The sequence below is a fragment of the Bacteroides cellulosilyticus genome, assembly GCF_020091405.1.
Classification (GTDB): Bacteria; Bacteroidota; Bacteroidia; order Bacteroidales; family Bacteroidaceae; genus Bacteroides.
Window position 1 is genome coordinate 1,756,493 of sequence record NZ_CP081903.1, and the last position, 23,742, is coordinate 1,780,234.

Sequence of the window (23,742 nt, forward strand, 5' to 3'; positions counted from 1 at the left end):
AATGTATTTAGTTATTTTTCCTGTGTGAAAATTCATAAGTTACTGGAAGAGTTACTCTCAACTCTCTGTTTTCAACTCTCAATTCTCCATGTATTAATACTTCCGTTGTAGTATTTCCGACCAAATGATGGCTTTCCGCGCTTCTTCTGCCGAATGAATGGAGTATTCGGAATTGGTTTCAGGTTTTTGCGGAGTGGACGGAGGAGGAGAAATCTTCTGTTTCGGAGGAGTTGTGGTATGCTTGGGAGATGTATTTGTAGAATCTCCTCCAAAAATATGTTTTGAAGCTGAGAATTGATATTCTTCTTTTGCTGTCGGAGCGGAGGGTGTTTGGGGGGTGGGACCTTCGGGAATAAATCCGCCATACGTCTTTCCCCAGGCTTCAGGAATGGGTAATGCGTCTTCGTCAATATCATTTTCCGGCACAGGCATAGCAGGCCTGTTCTCAGCGTTCTTCTTTGCTTCTTTCTTGAACTGCTTAACAACTCCGATAACGATTATGCCTGCGATTAACAGAAACTGTAAGATACCATCCATACTCATTTAAGTTTTTCACCGCCAAAGGTAACTAATTTATCTGAATAACAGCCAATTTTTAGGCATGAAAAAAGGGCAGCTTCACAGCTCCCCTTATTTTTTTTAACCTAAACCTTAACTATGAAAAAATCTAATGTTTCTTTCATTACGCAAATTTGTGAAATAAAATCCTTTATGCCAAATAACAGTCTTGAAAATGTTCGTTATATTAACATTTATTATAAGAAACAACTCATTCTCTAACTATTGAGTGTTATTTTTTGCCTTTTCATCTGTAATTTAGTGGCGAAGGCGTATCTTTGCAGCTGAAACTTTTTCACCACAAGAGGACACAGAGGACGCTGAGTCTTTTTTATTTTTGTGTTTTTTGAATCTTTCCTCTGTGTTCTCCGTGTCCTCTGTGGTGAGCTAAAAAACAGGAAATTATGGAAAAAGTAACGGGAGCAGACTTTAAATCTGCAACTGCTGATGACAACAAGAAGTTGTTCATCGAAACCTATGGCTGCCAGATGAATGTGGCGGACAGTGAAGTTATTGCCTCTGTGATGCAGATGGCGGGATATTCAACGGCTGATACGCTGGAAGAAGCGGATGCGGTGTTTATGAACACTTGCTCCATTCGCGACAATGCCGAGCAGAAAATTCTCAATCGTCTGGAATTTTTCTATTCGCTTAAAAAGAAGAAACGCAATTTGATTGTGGGAGTACTGGGATGTATGGCCGAGCGGGTAAAGGATGATCTGATCACTAATCATCATGTTGATCTGGTGGTAGGTCCTGATGCTTATCTAACTCTTCCTGACTTGGTTGCTGCTGTGGAGGCGGGCGAGAAAGCTATCAATGTAGAGCTTTCTACCACTGAGACCTATCGGGATGTTATCCCTTCGCGTATCTGCGGTAATCACATTTCCGGGTTTGTATCCATTATGCGTGGATGTAACAACTTCTGTACCTACTGCATTGTTCCTTATACCCGTGGACGGGAACGCAGCCGTGATGTGGAAAGCATTCTTAATGAAGTGTCCGACTTGGTGGCGAAAGGTTATAAAGAAGTCACTTTGCTGGGGCAGAATGTCAACTCTTACCGTTTTGAGAAACCGGACGGAGAAGTTGTAACTTTCCCTATGCTGCTCCGCACCGTAGCTGAGGCTGCGCCGGGTGTGCGTGTCCGTTTCACTACTTCGCACCCCAAGGATATGAGTGACGAAACGCTGGAAGTCATTGCACAGGTTCCCAACGTGTGCAAACATATCCACCTGCCTGTACAGAGTGGAAGTTCCCGTATCCTGAAACTGATGAATCGTAAATATACCCGTGAATGGTATCTGGACCGTGTAGATGCTATCCATCGCATTGTTCCCGATTGTGGTTTATCCACAGATATCTTCTCAGGCTTCCATTCCGAAACGGAAGAAGATCATCAGCTTTCCCTTTCTCTGATGGAGAAATGTGCTTACGACTCAGCTTTTATGTTTAAGTACTCTGAGCGTCCGGGTACTTATGCTTCCAAGCATTTGCCGGATGATGTACCCGAAGAGGTAAAGATACGTCGGTTGAATGAGATTATTGCTCTGCAAAACCGCCTCTCCGCCGAGTCTAATGCCCGCTGTATCGGTAAGACGTATGAAGTTCTGGTGGAAGGAGTTTCCAAGCGTTCGCGCGAACAGCTTGTAGGACGCACGGAGCAAAACCGTGTCGTGGTGTTCGACCGTGGTACGCACCGTATTGGTGATTTTGTAATGGTGAAGATTACAGAAGCCAGTTCAGCAACGCTGAAGGGAGAAGAGGTTTGATTTATTTGCTTCGCGCGCGTACACAAGATTTTTGGTATACTTTTACCTACACGCTTGCACTCATGCGCTGCACCTCCCTGTTCATCGGTGATAGAGCGGTGGTGTAAGTAAGTTAAAACTGCGTGTAGGTAAATTTACCTACACGCAGTTTTGTTCGTCCTAAACAGGGATTGTAAACGTTAATCCCCTATGTCCATTACGAAAACTATACATGCGCATTTTGTTGATAATCATTGTTTTAGTTATGGCCACCGCTGTGGTGGTTGTGCTTTACGATTGTGGAGCACGAGCCTCATAGCCGTGAGGCTGCCGAACCACTTCTGTGGGCAGGGCTGACGCATTATAGTTTTTACCATAAATACTTATATTCAATTTATTAAAATCGCACTATATATAATTGACAATTAATGTATAAACTATTTTTATATGTCATCTTAAATTCTTATCTTTATAAGCAATTAAGAAACATAAATTGACTAAAATAATGGCAATATTTAGTATTTGTAAACAAATCAATGATCCTCGTATTGACAGAAAACGTGTACATTCTGCCGATGCTATCGTTTATATTTCAATGGCTGCTGTAATATGTGGTGCAGAATCCTGGTATGAAGTAGAAGATTTCGGCAATGCCAAGATTGACTTTTTCCGCGAACGGCTGCCCGGATTGGAATCTATCCCCAGTCACGATACCTTCAATCGTTTTTTCAGTGCTCTGAATCCTGAGTATTTCGAACGTATTTTTCGGCATTGGATGTTTGAAATCTGCGAGAAATATGAGGGTGTTGTAGCTATTGACGGCAAAACCATTCGTGGTGCCAGTAAATGTAGCTCATCTCACCCCACTGGTAATCGAAATTTTAAACTTCATATGGTTAGTGCTTGGGCTACAGCTAATGGCATCAGTCTTGGACAGCTGAAAGTTAATGAAAAACATAACGAGATCGTGGCTATCCCGTTGTTGTTAGAAGCCTTGGATTTAGTCAAGTGCATTGTAACCATTGATGCAATGGGGTGTCAAACGGATATTGCTAAAAAAATAATAGAGGGTGGAGCAGATTATGTCTTAGCTCTGAAAGAAAACCATAAGAATCTTTATAATACCGTCAAAAGTTGGTTTGATGATTTGGATGATAAAAATATCGATGTGAACAAAGCACATTATGCCACCAGATACGGCAAATATATAACAGAGGAAGAGTCTCATGGCAGACACGAACGCCGTGAATGTTTTGTGTACAGTTGCCAGGCTTTAACCGGAATGTTCAAAGAATGGAAGGGATTGAAGGCGGTTGTGAGAATATCTTCACAAAGAACAATCAAAACAACAGGCGAAACCTCTGTAAGCCATAGGTTTTATATCACCTCTTTAGGGCTGGAACCTCAAAAAATAGCAGAGTCTATACGGGCACATTGGGCTATTGAAAACAATTTGCATTGGCAGTTGGATGTCTCTTTTAATGAAGATGCAGGCAGAAAAACCGGAAATGCGGCACAAAACGTTTCACTTATGAATAAAATAGCACTGATGGTTATTAAGAAAAATGAAAGAAAAGGAAGCGTAAAAGGGAAAAGAAAGGCAGCAGGATGGGATAATGAACTACTTTGTGAACTTTTATCCATGAAATATTTTTAATGCGTCAGCCCTGCTTCTGTGGGAATTGCAAAATGAAGCATTTTGAGAAGGATGATCATAGGGAGAAGATATATTATCCTATGGTAGTTATCATGTTAAGTGTGCATATTTGAGTGGTATGATAGCCTTTGGGTATGGCTTCTATAAGGCTTGACGCAAGCCCGATATAATTTCACTTGTTCTGTTCGCGATAGTGCCGGGGAGTCTGCCCGCAGATGTCAAGAAAGGTACTGTTGAAACGGCTGATTGAATTGAATCCGCAGTCAAAGGCTATCTGCGTTATGCTCATGTCTGTCAGGATAAGTTTGCGTTTGACGTGGCCTATCCGCTCTTCTGCCACGTAACGACTTAGCGTACAGCCAAAGGCCTTCTTGAAAATGGCATTGGCGTAATCGGGGTGAAGTCCCACGGTCCGCCCAATATCGGAAATCTTTATTGGACGGTCATAGTTGTGGGCAATATAGCTCACAATCCTTTCCAAAATCGATGCGTCGGCAGGATTAAGCATGGCAGTGGACTTGGCTTCGGATACAGACATGTTTTTTGTCAACCGCAATATTCGGGCCTGAATCTCAAGGCTTACCGCTTCCTGATTTTGCTTGCTGGCCATATCGGAAACCCACCTTTCAAACATTGGCTTGCCGAGTCCGCACTCAGACTCGACGGCTTCAACCACAACTTCCCCTCCGAGAATCCTATCGACAAGGACCGAAGGTAATCTCCAGCTTAAAAAGAGGTTGAACGGTATGGTGACCACAAAATAGGGTGCGTCAGCCTCACTTTTGATGATCTTGTGGGGTATAAGCCCCCAAAACAGAGCCATTTTGTGAGGCGGAACCGTAACTTTTCCTGTAGGGAAAAAATAGGTAATGCTTCCTTCGGGAATGTAGTTGAGCTCAATCTCGTTATGGCGGTCGATTTTCGGCATAAGCTGCGGGCGCCAGGTTTCACACGTCAGACCGTAGGGTTTCAACTCGCCACGCTTTTCATCGAAAGTTTTCAATATCTCGGAATCCGGCATGTTTTTATGAATTTGTGGGTGGTTTAAATTGAATTTCGAGCGTAAATTTGCAGAATAAATCTTAAATTAGCAAACTATTATGAAAAGATTGATTTTACTTGCCATATTGATCTTTGGATCAATCGGAGCAAAGGTTCAGGCTACTGACCTTGTCAAACCGCGTGTGCTCATTAGTACTGACATCGGAGGAACGGATCCCGACGACAACCAGTCGATGGCTCATCTGCTGATGTATACCGACTGTTTTGACCTTGAGGGACTTGTCTCTTCCCCCTCTTACGGTTCGGGAAGCCGGGAAGAAATTCTCCGCATGATCGACCTCTACGAGAAGGACCTTCCAAAACTGTCCAAACATATTAAGGGGCTGATGTCTCCCACGGAACTCCGTGCCATAACCAAACAGGGGCGCAAGGGGGCGGCTTCTTATCGGGGTTTTCTTACTCCCACCGAAGGTTCCCGGTGGATAGTGGAATGTGCGCGTCGGCAGGACGAACGCCCGCTGTGGATATCTGTCTGGGGCGGACTTGACGATGTGGCCCAAGCTCTTCACGACGCGCCAGACATCGCTGGCAAAATCCGTGTCTACTGGATTGGGGGGCCTAACAAAAAATGGAGTACTAACAGCTACGCCTATATAGTAGCAAATTTTCCCAATCTGTGGATGATTGAAGACAATGCTTCCTATCGGGGCTTTATCACCCAGAATAAAGTGAAAGATAAATACAATGCCGGATATTACGATACCTACATCAAGGGTGCAGGATACCTTGGCGCAGACTTTATCAACTATTACCAGGGCACACCCAAGATGGGCGATACGCCGGCTCTCCTCTATGTGATGGACGGCAATCCAGACGATCCTGAGGGCGAGTCATGGGGAGGCAGCTTCGAACCAACCGCACGCAGTTCGCGACCGGTCTTCCACCGGCTCACCACGGCTGCGGACACCGTACCCATCTATTCGATTATCGAGTTTCATGTCCAAGGTCCTGACCGTCCCGACATTCCCGCCGATTCGGCCTGCTTCACTCTCACCATAGGGCGGCAGAAGTGGGACGGCTTCCACCTCGGAGGTGGTGATTATGCCGTGCGTCACTCCACATATTACACTGGCACACTCCCCTATACCATTACCTCCGGCATATCCGGTTTTCCTGTGCTGGAGGGTGCCATAACTATTGAAAACCTGTGGCCGGGTCGCGAGTCTGCCACCGACTACGAGGTAGGTCCCAACTGGTACACTGACAAGAGCGCCCCTGCACTGTTCTGGCGAGATCTTCAGGGTGCCGAGACTGTCTACAAGTGGCGTCAGGCAGTTATGGAAGACTGGGGAAAACGGCTGCAATATCTGAAGAATTAACCGACTTTTTTATACAATGAAGTAATTTATAACAAGGTGCGGATATCTTTCCGGCAATGTCTGCTTCTTCATTTTTAGGAATTTGTGGACTTGTAAATAGTTAATAATCAGTTTTCTGTAATGGCTACACCCTTTCTCACGGATGGCTACACCCTTTTATGCTTAGGGCTACACCATCCGGGTGAAAGGGTGTAGCCATTTCACAACCCGGTTGGCGGGGTTAAAGTTGAACTCTTTTTTTTGAAGTAAACTGTTACTGAACTATTCTTACATTTTGATATGAAATGGAATTATTACTTATTCAGGGAATCCTAAATAGCGAATCAGATAAGAATCGGCCATATGGAGGGGGTGACGTAGGATAAGATTGGCTGTTTTCTCTGATTTTAGTCTATTCTTTCTTCTAACATCTGACGCCTTTGGCAGGAAAACATTATCTTTGTCCAACTAAGGACTCAGTAGATGACTTATAGGATGGGAAAAACTAAAGCTATTATATTCTTTTTAGTCGCTTTTTTGCTGTTGGCATGTACAGCCCGGCAAAGCAATAACAAGCAATTGATATGGGCAGATTCCCTTATGCGGTCGCTGCCGGATAGTGCCTTGTCTGTTTTGCAGAATATCTCTACTCAGGAGTTTACCTCGCCGGCTGATAGTGCCTATTATGCGCTGTTGCTGACACAGGCAAGAGATAAAAATTATGTTGTGCAGGTAGATGATTCGTTGATACGTTACGCTGTTGCATATTATGATAAAGTGGGAAATACAAGAATGCAGGCAGGTGCGCATTACTATTGGGGATGTGTGTATAGGGATATGAATAAACAGACAGAAGCATTTAGAGAATACCTCATTGCCGCACCTTTAACAAAAGCGGCTGGAGAAAAACGGCAACTAGGTTTGATATACAATAATATAGGCTATATTTATTATATACTGAATTTCAAGGAAAAAGCAGATTCTATCTATCAGTTAATGGAGAATATAGCTCAAGATTTGAAGGATACGGATCTTTGGGCAGAAGCCTTATCTAGACAAGGTTCTATTGCCTTTATGAAGGGTAGTGATTATTTTTCGGTTGCTGAACGAAAATTATTGGACGCTTTTGTGGTGGCAGACAGAATAGAAAATAATGAGATAAAAGCTGATATTTCAGCTACATTAAGTCGTTTGTATAATCAGATGGATCAAGATGGTAAGGCTTTATATTATGGAAAACTTAATCTTGCTTTGCGGAGGGATACTGCACGAGCCTATCGAGCTTTTCTTATTTTAGGAGATGCTTACTATAAAATTGGAGAGTATGATTCCGCAACTTTCTATTTGAATAAAAGCCTGTTAAGTAAGGACTATGGAAGAAGGGCAGATGCCTATATGCGTTTAGCTGATATAGCAATGATTCAAGGAAATGCTGCTCTTTCTATGCAATTGGAGAGGTATAGCTCTACATATAAAGACAGTTTATATCAATTTCGTCGGAATATAGTTACTGATAAGATAGTTGAAGCTGAGACTGATGCACAACTAATGCTTCACCAGTTATACTATAAAGGGCGCTTAAATATATATTTGTGTATTTTTATACCAGTAACGATCATAATCATTATGATTGTTTTTCTTCTTTATAGAAAAAATAAACAATATCGAGGAAAAAATGATTTGCTGCAAAAGAATAATCAGCAATTAGAGAAGGTAAACCAAGACTTAAGTCAACATTATGCTTGTCTACAGAAAGAGATTACCCAACGAGATCTGGAAATTGAAAATCTAAGGAAAGAGTTAGCTTCTTGCCGGATTGATGAAGAGCAAAGGGAAAAAATACGGGTAGAACTGGATGAAATGGTTTTAAGGAGAAAAGCTTTGGTAAAAGAGGCCTTCCTACATTCACCACTTTATGCAAAAATGCAGGCAATTATAAAAGATCATCTGGATAAAGATGCATCAGATAAAGAAATAAGCGATCAGGAATGGCAGGAATTAATTGTCAGCATGGACTCCCAGTGGAATAATGCCATTTCACGTTTTCATGTCAAGTATCAATTATCCAAAGAGGAACTCTATTTAGTATGTTTAAGTTTGACAGATTTTCCATTTGCTCATTTGGCATATTTGATGCATCTTTCCAGAAGAACACTTTATCGGAAAAAGAATGCTTTATGTGAACGGATCGGTGTTGAACAGAACAGTGAATTTAAAGAAATCTTGCGCGAAATATAGGGATGGCACACTTGTGACACACTCTTTTTGCATGGACTTTTGTAGTTTAGCGGCATCAAACAAAAAAGTTATGCATTATGAAAAGAGTATTATCTATTTTATTTCTATTCTTGGTTTTAGGTAGCTCAGTAAAAGCACAATTGGGTTTTGGGGTTAAGGAGATTGTGTTTGTACAAAAAAGTGGTGACAGAGATATAAGTGATCAGGCTGAATCTACCAGTCCGGAAGATGCTCCTAAAACTCGTAGTGTTGTTCCCCAACCGGTGTATGCTTACTTGGATAATGGAGAAGTAACTGTTTATTTTGAAACTGTATTCCCTACTGTTGCAATCAATGTTATTAATGAAACTACAGGGAAAACTGTTTGTTCGAAGACGCTTCTTAGTCCTACAAACTTTTCTATTGATTTGAACGGAGAAGATAGTGGAGAATATATAATAGAGGTTATTTCTGACGGAACCTCCTTTGAAGGCACTTTTTCTTTATAATATCCTGATAAATAAACGAAGGTAATCATGACCGGGGCTGATAACATCAGTGTCGTACTTTATCAATATCTGCGGACATTGTCCGTGAGAGTAAGTAGAGATACTGTACATCGCCTGCTTAGTACTCCGTTGGGAGACAGTATGCGCGGCGTCAGTAATGCACTGGATGCGCTTCATATAAAAAATGAGGTATTTCGGCTCCTGTCACATGATTACTTTTCAAAACTGGAAACTCCTTTTATCACAATGCTTGAGGTGGACAAAAAATCTTTTTGTGTTGTGACGAAAAAGGACGGTTTCATCGTAGAATTTATCAATGGAGAGGGTGGAAAACAGCATGTAAAGGTAGACAAGTTTCTACAGCATTGGACAGGTACAGTCCTATTGGGAGAACCTACTGAAGCAACACCGAACGAGCAATTTTATATAATGAGAAATATCGTATTTTATTTATTGCGTTATAGATTCATTATTGCTTTGCTCTTTGTCCTGATATTGGGACTCCAGACTGCATTTTGTCAGAGTCGGTCGCTTGCCTTTATGTTCTATTTATCTGCATTGGTTTTTGGAATACTCGTATCTGTCGCCATCCTCTACAAAGAGCGGGTGAACGGGGAGTTCATGGAGCGATTCTGTAATATCGGTAAGGTAGTGAATTGCAATGAAGTGTTTCACTCTAAAGGGGCAAGTATAGCAGGGTTAGGGTTAGGGGAATTATCTCTGCTATACTTTGCGCCTCTTTATCTATTCTCGCTAATCCGGCAGGATGATTTTTATATAATTTCTGTTGTATGTTGTGCTGTAGCCGTGACGCTTTCTTTATACTCTATTATTTATCAGGTTTTTATTTTGCGTAAAGCCTGCATGCTTTGTGTATTGGCTGATTTTGCAGTATGGGGTAGTGCGGTAGCTCTTTATATATTGAAAAATGATTTTGTAATGGAGCTGTCATTATCCTCACTTTTCGCATTTGTGGTCATAGGGTATATCTGTTTGATTTTTGAACTACAGTTAAGAGCCATACAAACCGGAGAAAAGGAAAGGATTATTTTAAAGAAATATTTTGGCAGCCTGCTTAACCCGGAAACTTTTCAAACATTGTTGGCATTAAAACCTCAGATCGGGAAAATGGTAAGTCGGGATATTGCATTGCATAATCAAAAAGAAGGTAGTAATGAATTGATGATAGTGACTAATCCCAATTGCAAGAATTGTGCAAGTGTTCATCGTCATATAGTAGAAATTGCTTCAAGTGTTCCCGTGTCATTAGTATTGGTAACATTTCCAAATGATAGGTTGGGTGAGGAAATTGCCCAGGTTATTATTGCGGCTTATTACCTTGTCGGTTGGGATAGGGCAATAGAGCTTTTGGGGGAGTGGTATGAAACCAGGCACATGGAAGACGCGGGTATATATAGTATAACGGCTGAGGTACGTGATGTGTGGACAAAACAACAGATATATTGTCGGGAACAAAAGATAAGTAAAACCCCTTCTGTCATAGTGAATAAGCATTATGTGCCGGAGGTATACCCATTATCAGATTTAAGATTTGTATTGACATAAAGATTTATTGTAGATTTAGTAATTAATAACCGGAACCTTAACTTTGTTTATCTGATACTGATAGCTCAACAGAAGTTGGGCTTCAGTAACAGTAGCATTCAATATAATGGTATTAGGTGCTTTATAGCTGTTTTGTAATCGGATAACTAAAAAAGCACGAGCCTCCCGGCCCGTGCTTTTCAACTAATTGTTAACTTTAATTTCTATATTTATTACTTTGCAATTGCTAATAGATTGGTCGTGAAGTCCATCTGCTTGTGGTTAACCAGAGTCCAATCTGATTTGTTTTTGTTGTCTTGCTTGTAGGCTTTGTAAGCCGTCGGCATATTTGCGTCATTCAGTTCGTATATGCTTTTCTGAACGGCTTCATCATAAGCTTTGTGAGATTCGTTCCAGCGTGCGTAATTCATGGTTATTTCATTATCGCTGTACTGGTAAGTCATCTTGAAATAGGGCACCCACGCATCTTTTGCACCATCCCATTTGGATGCTTCTTTGCTAATCAGACGGTTTTGGTCGTCATAAGTAAAAGTGTATTGCATGTGGCGTTGCAAATAAGAGCCTTCTTGCTTGAAGATAGTTTTGGATGCGACTAATTCGCCGTTCATCACTTGATTCGTTATGAAACCGTCCTGAGCTTTCACTTCGGAGTTGAGAACACTTGCTACCATAATAGCTACCAATGCGACTGCTTTAAATAAACTTGTAGTTTTCATAATCTTTATTTTTTAATTGTTACTATTTCTATTTGGCTTTCGCTCTTATCTGTTAGACGGAACTACTTGCTGAAAAGTGGCAGATAATCTTTATTTTTTTTGCTGACCGCTTTCGCTTAATAATAGTCAATTCCTGTGCCAAAGTGATAAGTAGTTGAAAATCAGCAAATACGAGAAATGCTAAGCTGTTCATTATCGGACAGTTGTCCGCTTATTATCGAACAGTGGCCGGGATAAAACAAAATATTTATTCCTTTTGAGACATGAGTGCAAAGATTTGGTACATTATCAATATCTTTTTATCGATAGCACAACTATCTTTGTCTCCCAAATAATATGCTATGAAGAATTTCTGTTTAATTACCTTGTTTATTTGTTTCAGTAGTTTGCCGGTATGGGGTGGCGGAGCGTCGGAAAAGGCAGTGTATGACTTGATAGAGCGGGTTACTCCCGGTTATGTTTCGCAGTATCGGTTAGAGATGATACATCCGGAAAATGGAAGTGATGTTTATGAAGTGGATGGTGACGGGCAGAGAATTATCCTGCGGGGAAACAATGCTGTTTCCTTGGCAACTGCTTTCAACTGGTATTTGAAGTATACGTGCCACGCCCATGTATCTTGGTTTGGTAATCAATTGAAATTGCCTGCAAAATTGCCACAACCTGCGAATAAAGAACGGAGGATTATTAATGGTAAATACCGCGTTTACATGAACTATTGTACGGTAAGCTATACTGCGGCGTGGTGGAATTGGGAACGTTGGCAACAAGAACTGGACTACATGGCGATGAATGCTATCAATATGCCTTTGTTTTCTGTAGGGCTGGATGGTGTATGGTATAATACGCTGTTACGTTTTAATTTTACGGAAGAAGAAGCCCGGGCTTTTCTCACTGGGCCGGGACATTCGGCGTGGCAGTGGATGCAGAATATTCAGAGTTATGGAGGTCCTTTGCCTAAATCGGTGATAGACAAGCATGTCATATTGGGTAAAAAGATACTGGCGCGTCAGTTGGAATTAGGGATGCAACCTATTCAGCAGGGCTTTTCAGGATATGTTCCGCGGGAATTGCAAGCTAAATATCCGCAAGCCAAAATCAGCATGAAACGGAAGTGGTGTGGTTTTGACGGTACTGCTCAACTAGACCCGACTGACCCTTTGTTTCATGAAATGGGCTTGGCCTTTCTGGAAGAGCAGGATAAATTGTTTGGTAGTTATGGAGTATACGCAGCCGATCCTTTTCATGAGAGCGCTCCCCCGATAGATACACCTGAATATCTGACAGGGGTGGGGCAGACCATACATAAGCTTTTCCAGACATTTGATGCGGGAGCTTTGTGGGTGATGCAGGCATGGAGTATGCGGGAAGATATAGTGAAAGCTGTTCCTAAGGAATCTTTACTGATATTGGACTTAAACGGATCGAAAACTGCTGCTAACGGTGGTTGGGGATATCCTGTGATAGCTGGTAATCTTCACAATTTTGGCGGGCGTATCAATATGCATGGCGATTTAGCTTTGCTGGCTTCTAACCAGTATAAGAAAGCGAAGGCGCGTTATCCGAATGTGTGCGGATCCGGACTTTTTATGGAGGCCATTGAGCAGAATCCTGTTTACTATGAACTGGCTTTTGAAATGCCCAATCATGCTGATAGTATCCCTTTGCAGGCATGGATTGCTGCTTATGCCGAACGTCGGTATGGAGCGAAATCAGCTGCTGCCGGAAAAGCGTGGATGTACCTGTTGGAAGGTCCTTATCGTCGGGGTACGAATGGAACGGAAAGGAGCTCTATTGTAGCTGCTCGTCCGGCATTGAATGTAAAGAAGTCTGGCCCGAATGCGGGTTTGGGTATTCCTTATGAACCGATGTTGGTGATTCAGGCTCAATCGCAACTTTTGAAGGATGCTGATAAACTGGCATTTTCCAAACCTTATCGTTTTGATATTGTAGATGTGCAACGCCAGATGATGACTAATCTGGGACAATTAGTGCACAAAAAGGCGGCAGAAGCATTTGCTTCCAGAGATAAAGCGGCCTTTGCCTTGCACTCAGGGCGTTTTCTTGAATTATTGAGAGATATGGATGAACTGCTTTATACACGTAGCGAGTATAGTTTTGACAGATGGTTGACGGAAGCCCGCAGTTGGGGAGAGACTAAAGAGGAAAAGGATCTGATGGAACGTGATGCAACTTCATTGGTCACTATTTGGGGGGCTGATGGTGATCCGCGTATATTTGACTATTCATGGAGGGAATGGGCAGGTTTGATTAATGGGTATTATTTGCCTCGCTGGCAGAAATTCTATACAATGTTGCAGGGACATTTGGATGCAGGTACTGATTATCAGGAGGAAGGGCTACCCTTGGCTTACGGTAGAGAAGATTTCCGTGCAAACGACTTTTACAACCGGCTTGCTGAATGGGAACTTGCCTATGTGGATCAGACGGGTAAAGCACGAACACCTGTCACTCATGGGGATGAGCTGGTTGTTACCCGTCGTTTGTTTGATAAATACCTGAAGCTGTCTCGTGAATATTATGCGGACTTCTCGGGTGTGGGAGAAATCAGGGAAGAACGTACTTATGAAAATGTCGGTGAGGAGTAATAGTAGTTACTCCCCACTTTTCTTCAATATTATTTTTGCCCCGTATTGAGTAGCGATACTTTTGCGGAAATCCAGGAAATCGGTATAGTCTTCTTTGGGGTAATTGCCTTGGTGATAGAGCAGGCGATGAACGATAAAAACATTGCCTGCTTCGCCCAAGGTAATGGAAGACCGGAACTTGCCGAATTTACTTTCCTGATCAACGGGTTTAGGCAATGATTCTATTTCATACCCTTCCGGCAGGCGGATGCTGATGCTATCTATATCGAGATAGCCATAATTGGTTTGAATGCTTTGGGTGCGTTCTCCCTGGTTGTTCGGACTGTAAAAGCTTCTGTGGAAAATATTGATCGGGATAAACAGGCGTTTTCCGGTTTTGTTTCCATATTGTTCGCTTTCGATGGTGTACGAGATATCCAGTTGAGGCTCTTTCTGCTTGATTTCGTTAGCGCGGATGGCATCGACTTTAGCCTGTACCAGGTTGATGTCGGAGCGTAGCCAGTCTTTCTGCCGGGCAGGCTCCATGTCGATAATGGATGCCATGTCTTCATATTGAAACAGGCGGGAGGTTTGTTTGACTTCTACTTTAGCACTTCCATCCGGTTGCAGGGTTACGAGGGTGTTGTTGACTTGTGTATTCAGAGAGTCCGCATACGTTGGCAATTGACAAAGAGTTCCGCCGTTGGGACCAACGAGTAGAGCATCGTGCCCTGCAATGGAATGATGCACGTAGCCTAAGGGTAAAGTAGGATTGGTACATTCCAGCCAAAGCGTATCATTGGGTAACGGTACTTGTAAGATGACATGGTTGTTTTGATTGGCACTGGCAAAGTCGGCTAATAAACGCCTATTAGTAGTGCTGATTACGGTGTAAACGGATGGAATACCCAGCTCTGTAAGCATGGCACGCATATAGTTGGATAGTCCTTTGCAGTCTCCGAAGCCGGTGCGGTTTACATCGGTGGCGGCTATGGGTTGCAGACCTCCGATTCCTAGCTGTATGCTGACATAGCGGGTAGTGGATGCGAGATACTGATAGATTGCGGCTATTTTTTCATACGGGGTATTGCAGTTTGCCGTCCGTTTTTGTAATTCCTCCTTTAGTGCCGGAGGAAGCTGGTCTCTTCCACTCAATAACTGATATTGCCATTCGCCATACGATTGCCAGCTTTCCATACTCCCTTTAGTTCTTTCGAAAGAGAAATTCAGGGGAGTGAAGTAGATACGGGGCAGCAATTCGGATAGAGAAGGGCTGTAGGGCTCTTTTTTGATAGCGGGCAGAGACTGGACTTTGACTTCTGTCAGCCAGTTTCCGTCAGCTGTCTGTTGCTGGCTGACTTCTGCCTGCATATTGATGGTCCGGTAACGGCAAGGATTGTCAGCCGGAGTCAGAATACGGTAACTTGCCTGTGCAACGGATTGGTTATAACTCTTTTGCGGAACGAAGCTGGGGTAGCCGATCAGTCCATCGCTGTTCTTTATCTCCCACTCGTAGGTGATGGTAACAGGATATCGTGACGGGGTATATTCGAAGAAATAGTAATAGTCGTCACTGACAAGGCCGTCTGAATATTCGGTAATCTTCAGTTCGCTCTTTTTAATTTTCCGGATCACATTGCCGGAGGCGTCCCGAACTTCTCCGGAGAACTTTTTCAGAGAGGAAAAACGGTCGCACAGACAGACAAAGGAGGCATCTTCTTTTCCTTTTTCATTCAATACCTGTATCACACGTTTCTCTTTCTGGATGGCATCGGTGGATGAACTGCATACGATATCCGTTACGGCATCTTGTATGATAGAGTATGCGTCGGTACGCAAATCTGCTTGAGCGTACAGGCTGCCGGAGTAAAAGGCGGCTTGTAGCAGGAGACCGAAAAATAATTTGTTCATTTTCATAATTTCCGCGTTACAGTTTCTTTAAAACCATCATTTCATTATTCTTCTTGGCGATCAATTCCCATAATTGTTGCAGTTCAGGATAGTCAGTATGCAGGAACAGCAGCTTCTGCAACCGGAAAGAATACCTGAGTGTGACCTGATTATTCTGTTGCGTGATTATATATCGGCAAAGCACTTGTCCGTCACTTGTCTGCAATCTCTGATTCTCCGGCTTTTCATCGACTGTGTATCCTTCCGGAATGGTCAGATTTATGGTTAGGGACACCTGGTCTGTGTAAGGAAATTCTACGGGAAGTTTCCGTTCCGACTGTTTGAAGGGGGACTCGGAGACATGCAGGAATACAAGCGGATTGACGTAAATGAACTGATCGTTAACAGTGTACTGCTTTTCAAATTCTACCAGTTCATGTACTTGCGGTGAGAAGTGGGTTCTCCCTTCCATCTGGAGTTTTTTCACCTGTATGTTCTCTTCGGAAGCCAGTTTGCTGACAAACTCGGTACTGTCCTTGGCTGTGCGGTATTTGTTACGCAAACGGGAGGCATACTGACCTATATAAACAGTTTCACGTGTGCCTGTAACAACTCCTTCAGAAGAAATTCCGGCCTTCACGCTTGATCTCAGCAGGTTTGCCCCTACATTTTCCAGACTGACCCACTGACTGTGATTGTCCGGAGCGATAATACGCGCACGGTTGGTCATCAGTACAGGAGGGAGGACATTAAGGTAGCCATTTTCTACGGAACTGTCCAGATAAACCAGAGTACTGTCTGTAGGGCTAATGGCTACGACAAATGTATTTAGTTTCTGGATGCTGGGATGGCTATAAGGAAGTATACCCATATCCCGGCGGCTCATTACTGCCGGATAGGCGGGTATTCCGGCATCTTTCAGCATGCTGATAAGGATAAAGTTGATGTCGGCATTGCTGCCTGTGCCTTCTTTCAGCACTTGCTTGGGTGATTTGCTATATAAGGCATATTTCTCATTCCATCTCACTTTGTTTTTCAGAAACGTGTAGATGGCGCATATCTTTTCGTCCGCTCCCTTCATTTGTTCCAGATGCAGGGCAGTCATTTCTTCTTTGAGCGGATTGTTCATTTTCAGTCTGCTACCGAAGTCCGAGTCCTTCAGTAATGTTTCGTCAATCTGTTCCCAGCTTTGGGTGAACGATTTGTAGAGGGAACCGGGGAAATCAATTCCCTGCAATTCCAGGTTTACTTGTGTGCAGTAGTCATCCGCGCACCACACATGACTGTCGTCTTTCAAAGCGGGGAGTTGGTTGCCCTGGAAGTTCAGATGCGTCCCGGAGCATCGGAGCAATTGCGATCCGATGGATAAGTTGAGGGAAGCGCTTTCGTTTACGGTTTCCAGCTTTTCCGCACCGTGCATCTCTATGTTGAATTTGAAATACTCGGGTATGGTGACATTATATTCGGTATATAAGATAGGAATATCACTTTGTGCTTTCCAACTGTCGATGCTGAAGAAGAAATCGGACTCTACCCGGTATTCATACTCTATCAGCGTTCCGGCTTTCACCTGCGGAATGGAGAATTTCAGGTTCATCCGGCTTTCGCCCACACGCTCCTTGAACACTACATCTTTCTTCATTTTGGTACGTACAATTTTTCCGTTTTCCAGGTTGTAGGCGCTGGCATCCAGTCCGATTATATTTTCTTTCATGGCGTTATTAGGCAGTTCGTAGTAGGGAATGGTGACATCGGCATAGGAGGTTCCTTCCGGTTTGAGTACTTTGATTTTTACTTTATACTCAGAAACCAGCCGGAAGCTTTCTATTCCCCATTTATAACTGACGTCAGTCAGCTTACACAGGATAACGGCGGTGGCGCTGGAGTCGGGTTCATAAACAGCCATGTTCAGTTCTTCCATGGTAGGTTTGCCGAATTTCCGGTTCGGTAGAATAGTTTGTCCGTCAGCGAATAGCTGAAAACAGCAGAAGCAAAAAAGTAAGGAGAGTAAAGCGTTTTTCATGATAGTATGTAATTGAAGTGTTCTTGTACCGACAAATATATGTTTTTTTTATTTAAAACAAGTGTTTAAACTTCTCTTTTATTAAATCTCCTTAAAGAAAGCCCGATGCGTCACTTTTTATTTGTTATTTTGCACCAAATTCGGGTATAGTGCGGTCTGTTCAGTTCAGGCTGCACTTCATTATTGCAGAACGTTCAATGAATAAACTCACCATAAAAGTCTGTCCGGTATGTGGTAGTGCGCATATAGAGCGTGCTATGACTTGCATAGACCACTATGCTTCCAGCGAGGCATTTTATCTGTGCCGCTGTCAGGATTGCGACTTTCTCTTTACGCAAGATTTTCCTGTGGAGGCTGAGATAGGCAAATATTATGAGACTCCCGATTATATTTCCCATTCTGATACGAAAAAGGGCCTCATGAATAAGGCGTACCATTGGGTGCGTGGTTATATGCTGGGGCGCAAGGCACGTCTGGTGGCTCGTGAAGCACACCGGAAAGAAGGACATTTGCTGGATATCGGTACGGGAACAGGATATTTTGCCGATACCATGAAGCGGCGGGGCTGGCAGGTGGAAGCAGTGGAGAAGAATGCGCAGGCGCGTGCCTTCGCCAAAGAACATTTCGGTCTGGATGTGAAGCCCGATACCGCATTACAGGATTTTGCTCCCGGAAGTTTTGATGTCATCACTTTGTGGCATGTAATGGAACATCTGGAACATTTGAATGAAACGTGGGATACACTGAATAGCCTGTTGACGGAAAAAGGCGTGTTGATTATTGCCGTGCCCAATTGCTCCTCGTATGATGCGAAGAAATATGGTGCGCACTGGGCTGCCTACGATGTTCCCCGTCATTTATGGCATTTTACGCCCGGCACTATTCAGAGATTGGGAGCAAAGCATGAATTTATATTGGCTGCACGCCATCCGATGCCATTTGATGCATTCTATGTGTCGATGCTAAGCGAAAAGTATATGGGACATTCGATGTCTTTCTTCCGGGGGATACTCAGTGGTACGTTAGCGTGGTTCAGCGCGTTGGCGAGCAAGGAGCGAAGCAGCTCGATGATTTATGTATTCAGGAAGAAGCAGAAATAAGATATGAGGTGGTAAGATGATAAAATGGTAAGATGATAAGGCATGAAGACGAAAAGCAAGAATAATTCCGTATCCTATTTTGATATGCAGTTCATTACTTCCAGCATCAGTACGACGCTGGTGTTATTGCTGCTGGGATTGGTGGTGTTTTTCGTACTGACTGCTCACAATCTTTCTGTGTATGTAAAGGAGAATATCAATTTCTCTATTATCATCAGCGATGATATGAAGGAAACGGATATTCTGAAGTTACAAAAAAGACTGGATAAGGAAGTATTCGTACGGTCTACGGAGTATATTTCGAAGAAGCAGGCGCTTCGTGAACAGATTGAAGCCATGGGGACAGATCCGCAGGATTTTCTGGGATACAATCCTCTTCATGCTTCTATCGAAGTGAAGCTGCACTCCGATTATGCGAATACCGACAGTATTGCCAAAATAGAAAAAGAAATAAAGAAGAATACCAATGTACAGGAAGTGCGTTATCAGGAAGACCTGATAAATATGGTTAATGAGAATATCCGTAATATCAGTTTGATGTTGTTGGGATTGGCTGTATTACTGGCTTTCATTTCCTTTGCATTGATCAATAATACCATCCGGTTGACTATTTACTCTAAACGCTTCCTGATTCATACGATGAAGCTGGTAGGTGCGAGTTGGAGTTTTATCAGGCGTCCGTTCCTGTGGCGTAACTTCTGGATCGGTGTGTTGGCGGCTGTCATTGCCGATGGTGTTCTGTGGGCTGCGGCATATTGGCTGGTGGTGTATGAGCCTGACCTGATCAGTGTAATCACACCCAATGTTATGTTGCTGGTTTCCGTATCGGTGCTTGGGTTCGGAGTGTGTATCACGTGGTTCTGTGCATACCTGTCCATCAATAAGTTCCTGCGGATGAAGGCGAGTACGCTTTATTATATATAGTATTGAACATTACAACTTCAACCGGAACTATACATTAATAGAGGAATAAGAGATGTTTTGAGTGAAGTTAAATTGTAAATAATTAAATCATAAATAAAGAGATGAGTAAAGAGAAATTTGCTTTCGATAAAACTAACTTTATCCTGCTTGCCGTTGCAATGGCGGTGGTGATTATCGGTTTTATTCTGATGACCGGTCCGGTGTCTACCCCGACACATTTTGAACCGGATATTTTTAGTGCGAGACGTATTAAAGTAGCTCCCGTAGTATGTCTTGTGGGTTTTTTACTCATGATATACGCTGTATTGCGCAAACCGCGTGACAAGCAAATGAATAATGAAGGAATAAAAAATTATAATTCATAAATCAACTACATGGAATGGTTTGAGGCGCTCATCCTGGGCTTGATCCAGGGATTGACAGAGTATTTGCCGGTAAGTAGTAGCGGACATTTGGCTATCGGTTCGGCATTGTTTGGTATTCAGGGAGAGGAAAATTTAGCATTTACGGTGGTAGTGCACGTAGCTACGGTGTTCAGTACAATGGTGGTCTTGTGGAAAGAAATCGAATGGATTTTCAAGGGACTGTTTAAGTTTCAGATGAATGATGAAACACGTTATGTAATCAATATCCTGATATCTATGGTGCCTATCGGCATTGTGGGTGTGTTCTTTAAAGATGAGGTGGAGGCAGTTTTCGGTTCAGGCCTGCTGGTTGTGGGTTGCATGTTGCTGGTAACGGCTGCTTTGCTGTCATTCTCTTATTATTATAAACCGAAGCAGAAGGAGAACATCTCCATGAAAGATGCGTTCATTATAGGTTTGGCTCAGGCTTGTGCGGTGCTTCCAGGACTTTCACGTTCCGGTACCACGATTGCAACCGGATTGTTGCTGGGTGACAATAAAGCAAAGCTGGCTCAGTTCTCTTTCCTGATGGTAATGCCTCCGATATTGGGTGAAGGGCTGCTGGATGGTATCAAGTTGATGAAAGGAGAAGAGATTGCCGGAAGCATTTCAACGTTATCATTGCTGATAGGATTTATTGCAGCTTTTGTGGCGGGTTGTCTGGCTTGTAAGTGGATGATTAATATTGTGAAGAAAGGAAAATTGGTATACTTCGCTGTTTATTGTGCAATAGCCGGTATCGTAACCATCGTACTGTCACAAATGCAAGGATAACGGATGAAGTTTAAAGAAGGAGAAGTACTATATTTCAATAAACCGCTGGGATGGACATCGTTCAAGGTTGTGGGGCATGCGCGTTACCACATCTGCCGGCGGATGAAAGTAAAGAAGTTGAAAGTAGGCCATGCCGGTACGCTCGATCCTTTGGCAACAGGGGTGATGATTGTCTGTACGGGTAAGGCTACGAAGAGAATAGAAGAGTTCCAGTATCATACGAAGGAGTATGTCGCTACCATTCAGTTGGGTGCCACTACCCCCTCTTACGATTTGGAACACGAGATAGATGCCACTTACCCTACTGAGCATATCACGCGGGAGTTGGTGGAAGAAACGTTGAAGACATTTATCGGTGAGATACAGCAGGTTCCCCCCGCCTTTTCGGCCTGTATGGTAAATGGCAAACGCGCCTATGACCTGGCACGTAAGGGCGAAGAGGTAGAGTTGAAACCGAAGTTGCTGGTGATTGACGAGATAGAGTTGCTGGAATGTAATCTGCCGGAAATTAAAGTCCGTGTGGTATGCAGTAAAGGTACTTATATCCGTGCCTTGGCCCGCGACATTGGTGAAGCGCTGAACAGTGGCGCCCATCTTACGGCTTTGGAACGCACCCGTGTAGGTGATGTCCGGCTGGAAGATTGCCTCGATCCGATGGATTTTAAAGAGTGGATAGACGCTCAGGAGATAGAAGAGTGACAAGCTACAAGCTACGAGTTACAAGTGGCTACGCTATAAACCGTATGGCACTTGTAGCTTGTAGCTCGTAACTTGTAGCTTACTAATGAACTCAAAAACTTAAAACTTAAAAACTCAAATAATATGAAACTGTCGCAATTTAAATTTAAGCTTCCGGAAGAGAAGATTGCTTTGCACCCTACAAAGTACAGAGACGAGTCGCGCCTTATGGTGCTGCATAGAAAGACAGGTGAGATTGAGCACAAAGAATTCAAAGACGTTTTGAACTACTTTGATGATAAGGATGTGTTCATTTTCAATGATACGAAAGTATTTCCTGCCCGTTTGTATGGCAACAAGGAGAAGACTGGTGCCCGTATTGAAGTGTTCCTTTTGCGTGAGTTGAATGAAGAACTCCGTCTGTGGGATGTGTTGGTAGACCCTGCTCGTAAGATCCGTATCGGCAATAAGCTGTATTTCGGTGATGACGACTCTATGGTAGCTGAAGTTATCGACAATACAACGTCTCGTGGCCGTACGCTCCGTTTCCTCTATGACGGTCCGCACGATGAGTTTAAGAAGGCTTTGTATGCGTTGGGCGAAACTCCGCTGCCTCACAGCATCATCAACCGTCCTGTAGAGGCGGAAGATTCGGAGCGTTTCCAGTCTATCTTTGCCCGTAATGAGGGTGCGGTGACGGCTCCTACTGCGAGTCTGCACTTCAGCCGTGAGTTGATGAAGCGTCTTGAAATTAAAGGTATCGATTTTGCGTATATCACGCTGCATGCCGGTTTGGGTAACTTCCGTGATATTGATGTGGAAGACCTTACGAAGCACAAGACAGATTCTGAACAGATGATTGTGAACGAAGAAGCTGTCGGCATTGTAAATCGTGCCAAAGACCTGAACAGACAGGTTTGCGCTGTAGGTACCACTGTGATGCGTGCCATTGAGAGCACCGTAAGCACAGACGGTCACCTGAAGGCATACGAAGGATGGACTAACAAGTTTATCTTCCCTCCCTATGACTTTACAGTAGCCAATTCGATGATTTCCAACTTCCACATGCCGCTTTCCACGTTGCTGATGATTGTTGCCGCTTTCGGTGGCTACGATCAGGTAATGGAGGCGTACAATGTGGCTTTGAAGGAAGGTTACCGTTTCGGTACGTATGGGGATGCGATGTTGATTACGGATAAGTAAAAAGTACAGTTGTGAAAATATGTCCTAAGTGCCACGAAGAAGTAGAAGATAGCTTTGAGATCTGCTGGAACTGTAATTATAGCTTTCCGGATAATAAGATATTGGATATGAATCTGGCAGGAGAGAACGATGATAGAGGGCTGTCTATTGACTGTTTACGCTGTCAGGTCAAGATGGCTTATTCTGGAAAATATGAGTTTTATGAAGGAATGAACACAGGTGTTTTGGGGAATCTTTTTGAGCTATTCCAGAATCGCGAAGCCTTTGACCTATATGTCTGTCCTAAATGTGGTAAAGTAGAATTTTTTGTTCCTTTGGATAGGGAACGGGAATTTAAGATAGAATAGACTGGTGATGGCGAAAGTGTATATAGGCCTCGGCACTAATCTGGGAGATAAAGAACAGAATCTCCGGACTGCTGTACACAAGATAGAAGAGCGGATAGGGAAGATTATTTCCCTGTCCGCTTTTTATGCTACTGCCCCGTGGGGGTTTGATTCTGATAATGCTTTCCTGAATGCTGCCGTTTGTGCGGAGACTTCACTTCCACCGTTGGAGATACTTTCCATAACCCAGTCCGTTGAACAGGAGATGGGGCGTACCCATAAATCAGTGAACGGTGTGTATAGTGACCGTGTGATAGATGTCGATTTGTTGTTGTATGATGATCTTATTCTGGATACCCCTACACTGAAATTGCCTCATCCGCTGATGCGGGAACGCCGCTTTGTGATGGAGCCGCTGGCGGAGATTGCGCCCGATGTGATGCACCCGGTATTAGGAAGAACACTGGGGGATATCTATCGTGATCTGACTGATTAATA

The 23,742-nt window shown here is 43.3% G+C and carries 20 protein-coding genes; 15 read left to right on the forward strand and 5 right to left on the reverse strand.

Annotated features, from left to right (window positions below):
- Positions 1–93: 93 nt before the first annotated feature.
- Positions 94–537, reverse strand: coding sequence for a hypothetical protein (locus K6V21_RS06050; RefSeq protein WP_224321230.1), 444 nt, complete (start codon positions 535–537; stop codon positions 94–96).
- A gap of 425 nt (positions 538–962) precedes the next feature.
- On the opposite strand from K6V21_RS06050, the gene miaB reads away from it, so the two are divergent.
- Together miaB and K6V21_RS06060 are read left to right on the forward strand one after the other, a co-directional pair.
- Positions 963–2,330, forward strand: a complete 1,368-nt coding sequence (miaB, locus tag K6V21_RS06055; RefSeq protein ID WP_217716065.1) for a tRNA (N6-isopentenyl adenosine(37)-C2)-methylthiotransferase MiaB — start codon at positions 963–965, stop codon at positions 2,328–2,330.
- Between the two features lie 484 nt (positions 2,331–2,814).
- Positions 2,815–3,966: an ISAs1 family transposase gene (locus K6V21_RS06060; RefSeq protein WP_224319883.1), complete on the forward strand. Its 1,152-nt coding sequence runs from the start codon at positions 2,815–2,817 to the stop codon at positions 3,964–3,966.
- 172 nt (positions 3,967–4,138) lie between these two features.
- On the opposite strand, the gene K6V21_RS06065 is transcribed toward K6V21_RS06060, so the two are convergent.
- Positions 4,139–4,987 (reverse strand): helix-turn-helix domain-containing protein, encoded by an 849-nt coding sequence (locus K6V21_RS06065; RefSeq protein WP_224321231.1) that lies wholly within the window; start codon positions 4,985–4,987, stop codon positions 4,139–4,141.
- Positions 4,988–5,066: 79 nt separating this feature from the next.
- Between K6V21_RS06065 and K6V21_RS06070 the strand changes: the two genes are divergently transcribed.
- The 4 genes from K6V21_RS06070 to K6V21_RS06085 all read left to right on the forward strand — a co-directional run bounded on the left by K6V21_RS06070 (position 5,067) and on the right by K6V21_RS06085 (position 10,618).
- Positions 5,067–6,347 (forward strand): nucleoside hydrolase-like domain-containing protein, encoded by a 1,281-nt coding sequence (locus tag K6V21_RS06070; protein ID WP_224321232.1) that lies wholly within the window; start codon positions 5,067–5,069, stop codon positions 6,345–6,347.
- Positions 6,348–6,821: 474 nt separating this feature from the next.
- The gene (locus tag K6V21_RS06075; RefSeq protein ID WP_224321233.1) at positions 6,822–8,564 is read left to right on the forward strand and encodes a tetratricopeptide repeat protein; all 1,743 of its coding nucleotides are present in this window, start codon (positions 6,822–6,824) and stop codon (positions 8,562–8,564) included.
- Between the two features lie 77 nt (positions 8,565–8,641).
- A complete protein-coding gene (locus K6V21_RS06080; RefSeq protein ID WP_224321234.1) occupies positions 8,642–9,052 on the forward strand; it encodes a DUF3244 domain-containing protein in 411 nt (136 codons plus the stop codon).
- Positions 9,053–9,079: 27 nt separating this feature from the next.
- Positions 9,080–10,618, forward strand: a complete 1,539-nt coding sequence (locus K6V21_RS06085; protein WP_224321235.1) for a vitamin K epoxide reductase family protein — start codon at positions 9,080–9,082, stop codon at positions 10,616–10,618.
- Positions 10,619–10,830: 212 nt separating this feature from the next.
- Here K6V21_RS06085 and K6V21_RS06090 read toward each other — a convergent pair whose 3' ends face one another.
- A complete protein-coding gene (locus K6V21_RS06090) occupies positions 10,831–11,334 on the reverse strand; it encodes a DUF3836 domain-containing protein (protein ID WP_195352668.1) in 504 nt (167 codons plus the stop codon).
- A 341-nt stretch (positions 11,335–11,675) separates the two neighbouring features.
- Here K6V21_RS06090 and K6V21_RS06095 point away from each other — a divergent pair, with 341 nt between their 5' ends.
- A complete protein-coding gene (locus K6V21_RS06095) occupies positions 11,676–13,943 on the forward strand; it encodes an alpha-N-acetylglucosaminidase (protein WP_224321236.1) in 2,268 nt (755 codons plus the stop codon).
- A 6-nt stretch (positions 13,944–13,949) separates the two neighbouring features.
- Here K6V21_RS06095 and K6V21_RS06100 read toward each other — a convergent pair whose 3' ends face one another.
- Both K6V21_RS06100 and K6V21_RS06105 read right to left on the reverse strand, forming a co-directional pair.
- Positions 13,950–15,839: a DUF3857 domain-containing protein gene (locus tag K6V21_RS06100; RefSeq protein WP_224321237.1), complete on the reverse strand. Its 1,890-nt coding sequence runs from the start codon at positions 15,837–15,839 to the stop codon at positions 13,950–13,952.
- A gap of 10 nt (positions 15,840–15,849) precedes the next feature.
- Entirely contained in the window at positions 15,850–17,835 is a 1,986-nt protein-coding gene (locus tag K6V21_RS06105; RefSeq protein ID WP_195352665.1) for a DUF3858 domain-containing protein, read from the reverse strand.
- A 197-nt stretch (positions 17,836–18,032) separates the two neighbouring features.
- On the opposite strand from K6V21_RS06105, the gene K6V21_RS06110 reads away from it, so the two are divergent.
- The 8 genes from K6V21_RS06110 (at position 18,033) to folK (ending at position 23,740) form a co-directional block, all read left to right on the forward strand.
- Positions 18,033–18,935 carry a class I SAM-dependent methyltransferase gene (locus tag K6V21_RS06110; RefSeq protein WP_217714947.1) on the forward strand — a complete coding sequence of 301 codons (903 nt, stop codon included), beginning with the start codon at positions 18,033–18,035 and terminating at the stop codon, positions 18,933–18,935.
- 42 nt (positions 18,936–18,977) lie between these two features.
- Positions 18,978–19,859: a cell division protein FtsX gene (locus K6V21_RS06115; protein WP_044262865.1), complete on the forward strand. Its 882-nt coding sequence runs from the start codon at positions 18,978–18,980 to the stop codon at positions 19,857–19,859.
- 101 nt (positions 19,860–19,960) lie between these two features.
- Positions 19,961–20,224 carry a DUF3098 domain-containing protein gene (locus K6V21_RS06120; protein ID WP_044262867.1) on the forward strand — a complete coding sequence of 88 codons (264 nt, stop codon included), beginning with the start codon at positions 19,961–19,963 and terminating at the stop codon, positions 20,222–20,224.
- A gap of 9 nt (positions 20,225–20,233) precedes the next feature.
- Positions 20,234–21,037: an undecaprenyl-diphosphate phosphatase gene (locus K6V21_RS06125; RefSeq protein WP_195352662.1), complete on the forward strand. Its 804-nt coding sequence runs from the start codon at positions 20,234–20,236 to the stop codon at positions 21,035–21,037.
- Positions 21,038–21,040: 3 nt separating this feature from the next.
- Positions 21,041–21,736 (forward strand): tRNA pseudouridine(55) synthase TruB, encoded by a 696-nt coding sequence (gene truB, locus K6V21_RS06130; RefSeq protein WP_195423223.1) that lies wholly within the window; start codon positions 21,041–21,043, stop codon positions 21,734–21,736.
- Between the two features lie 123 nt (positions 21,737–21,859).
- On the forward strand, positions 21,860–22,918 hold the full coding sequence (queA, locus tag K6V21_RS06135) for a tRNA preQ1(34) S-adenosylmethionine ribosyltransferase-isomerase QueA (protein WP_217714944.1): 1,059 nt from the start codon (positions 21,860–21,862) through the stop codon (positions 22,916–22,918).
- 11 nt (positions 22,919–22,929) lie between these two features.
- The gene (locus K6V21_RS06140; protein WP_224321238.1) at positions 22,930–23,265 is read left to right on the forward strand and encodes a hypothetical protein; all 336 of its coding nucleotides are present in this window, start codon (positions 22,930–22,932) and stop codon (positions 23,263–23,265) included.
- Between the two features lie 7 nt (positions 23,266–23,272).
- On the forward strand, positions 23,273–23,740 hold the full coding sequence (folK, locus tag K6V21_RS06145; protein ID WP_224321239.1) for a 2-amino-4-hydroxy-6-hydroxymethyldihydropteridine diphosphokinase: 468 nt from the start codon (positions 23,273–23,275) through the stop codon (positions 23,738–23,740).
- The last annotated feature ends 2 nt before the right edge of the window (positions 23,741–23,742 follow it).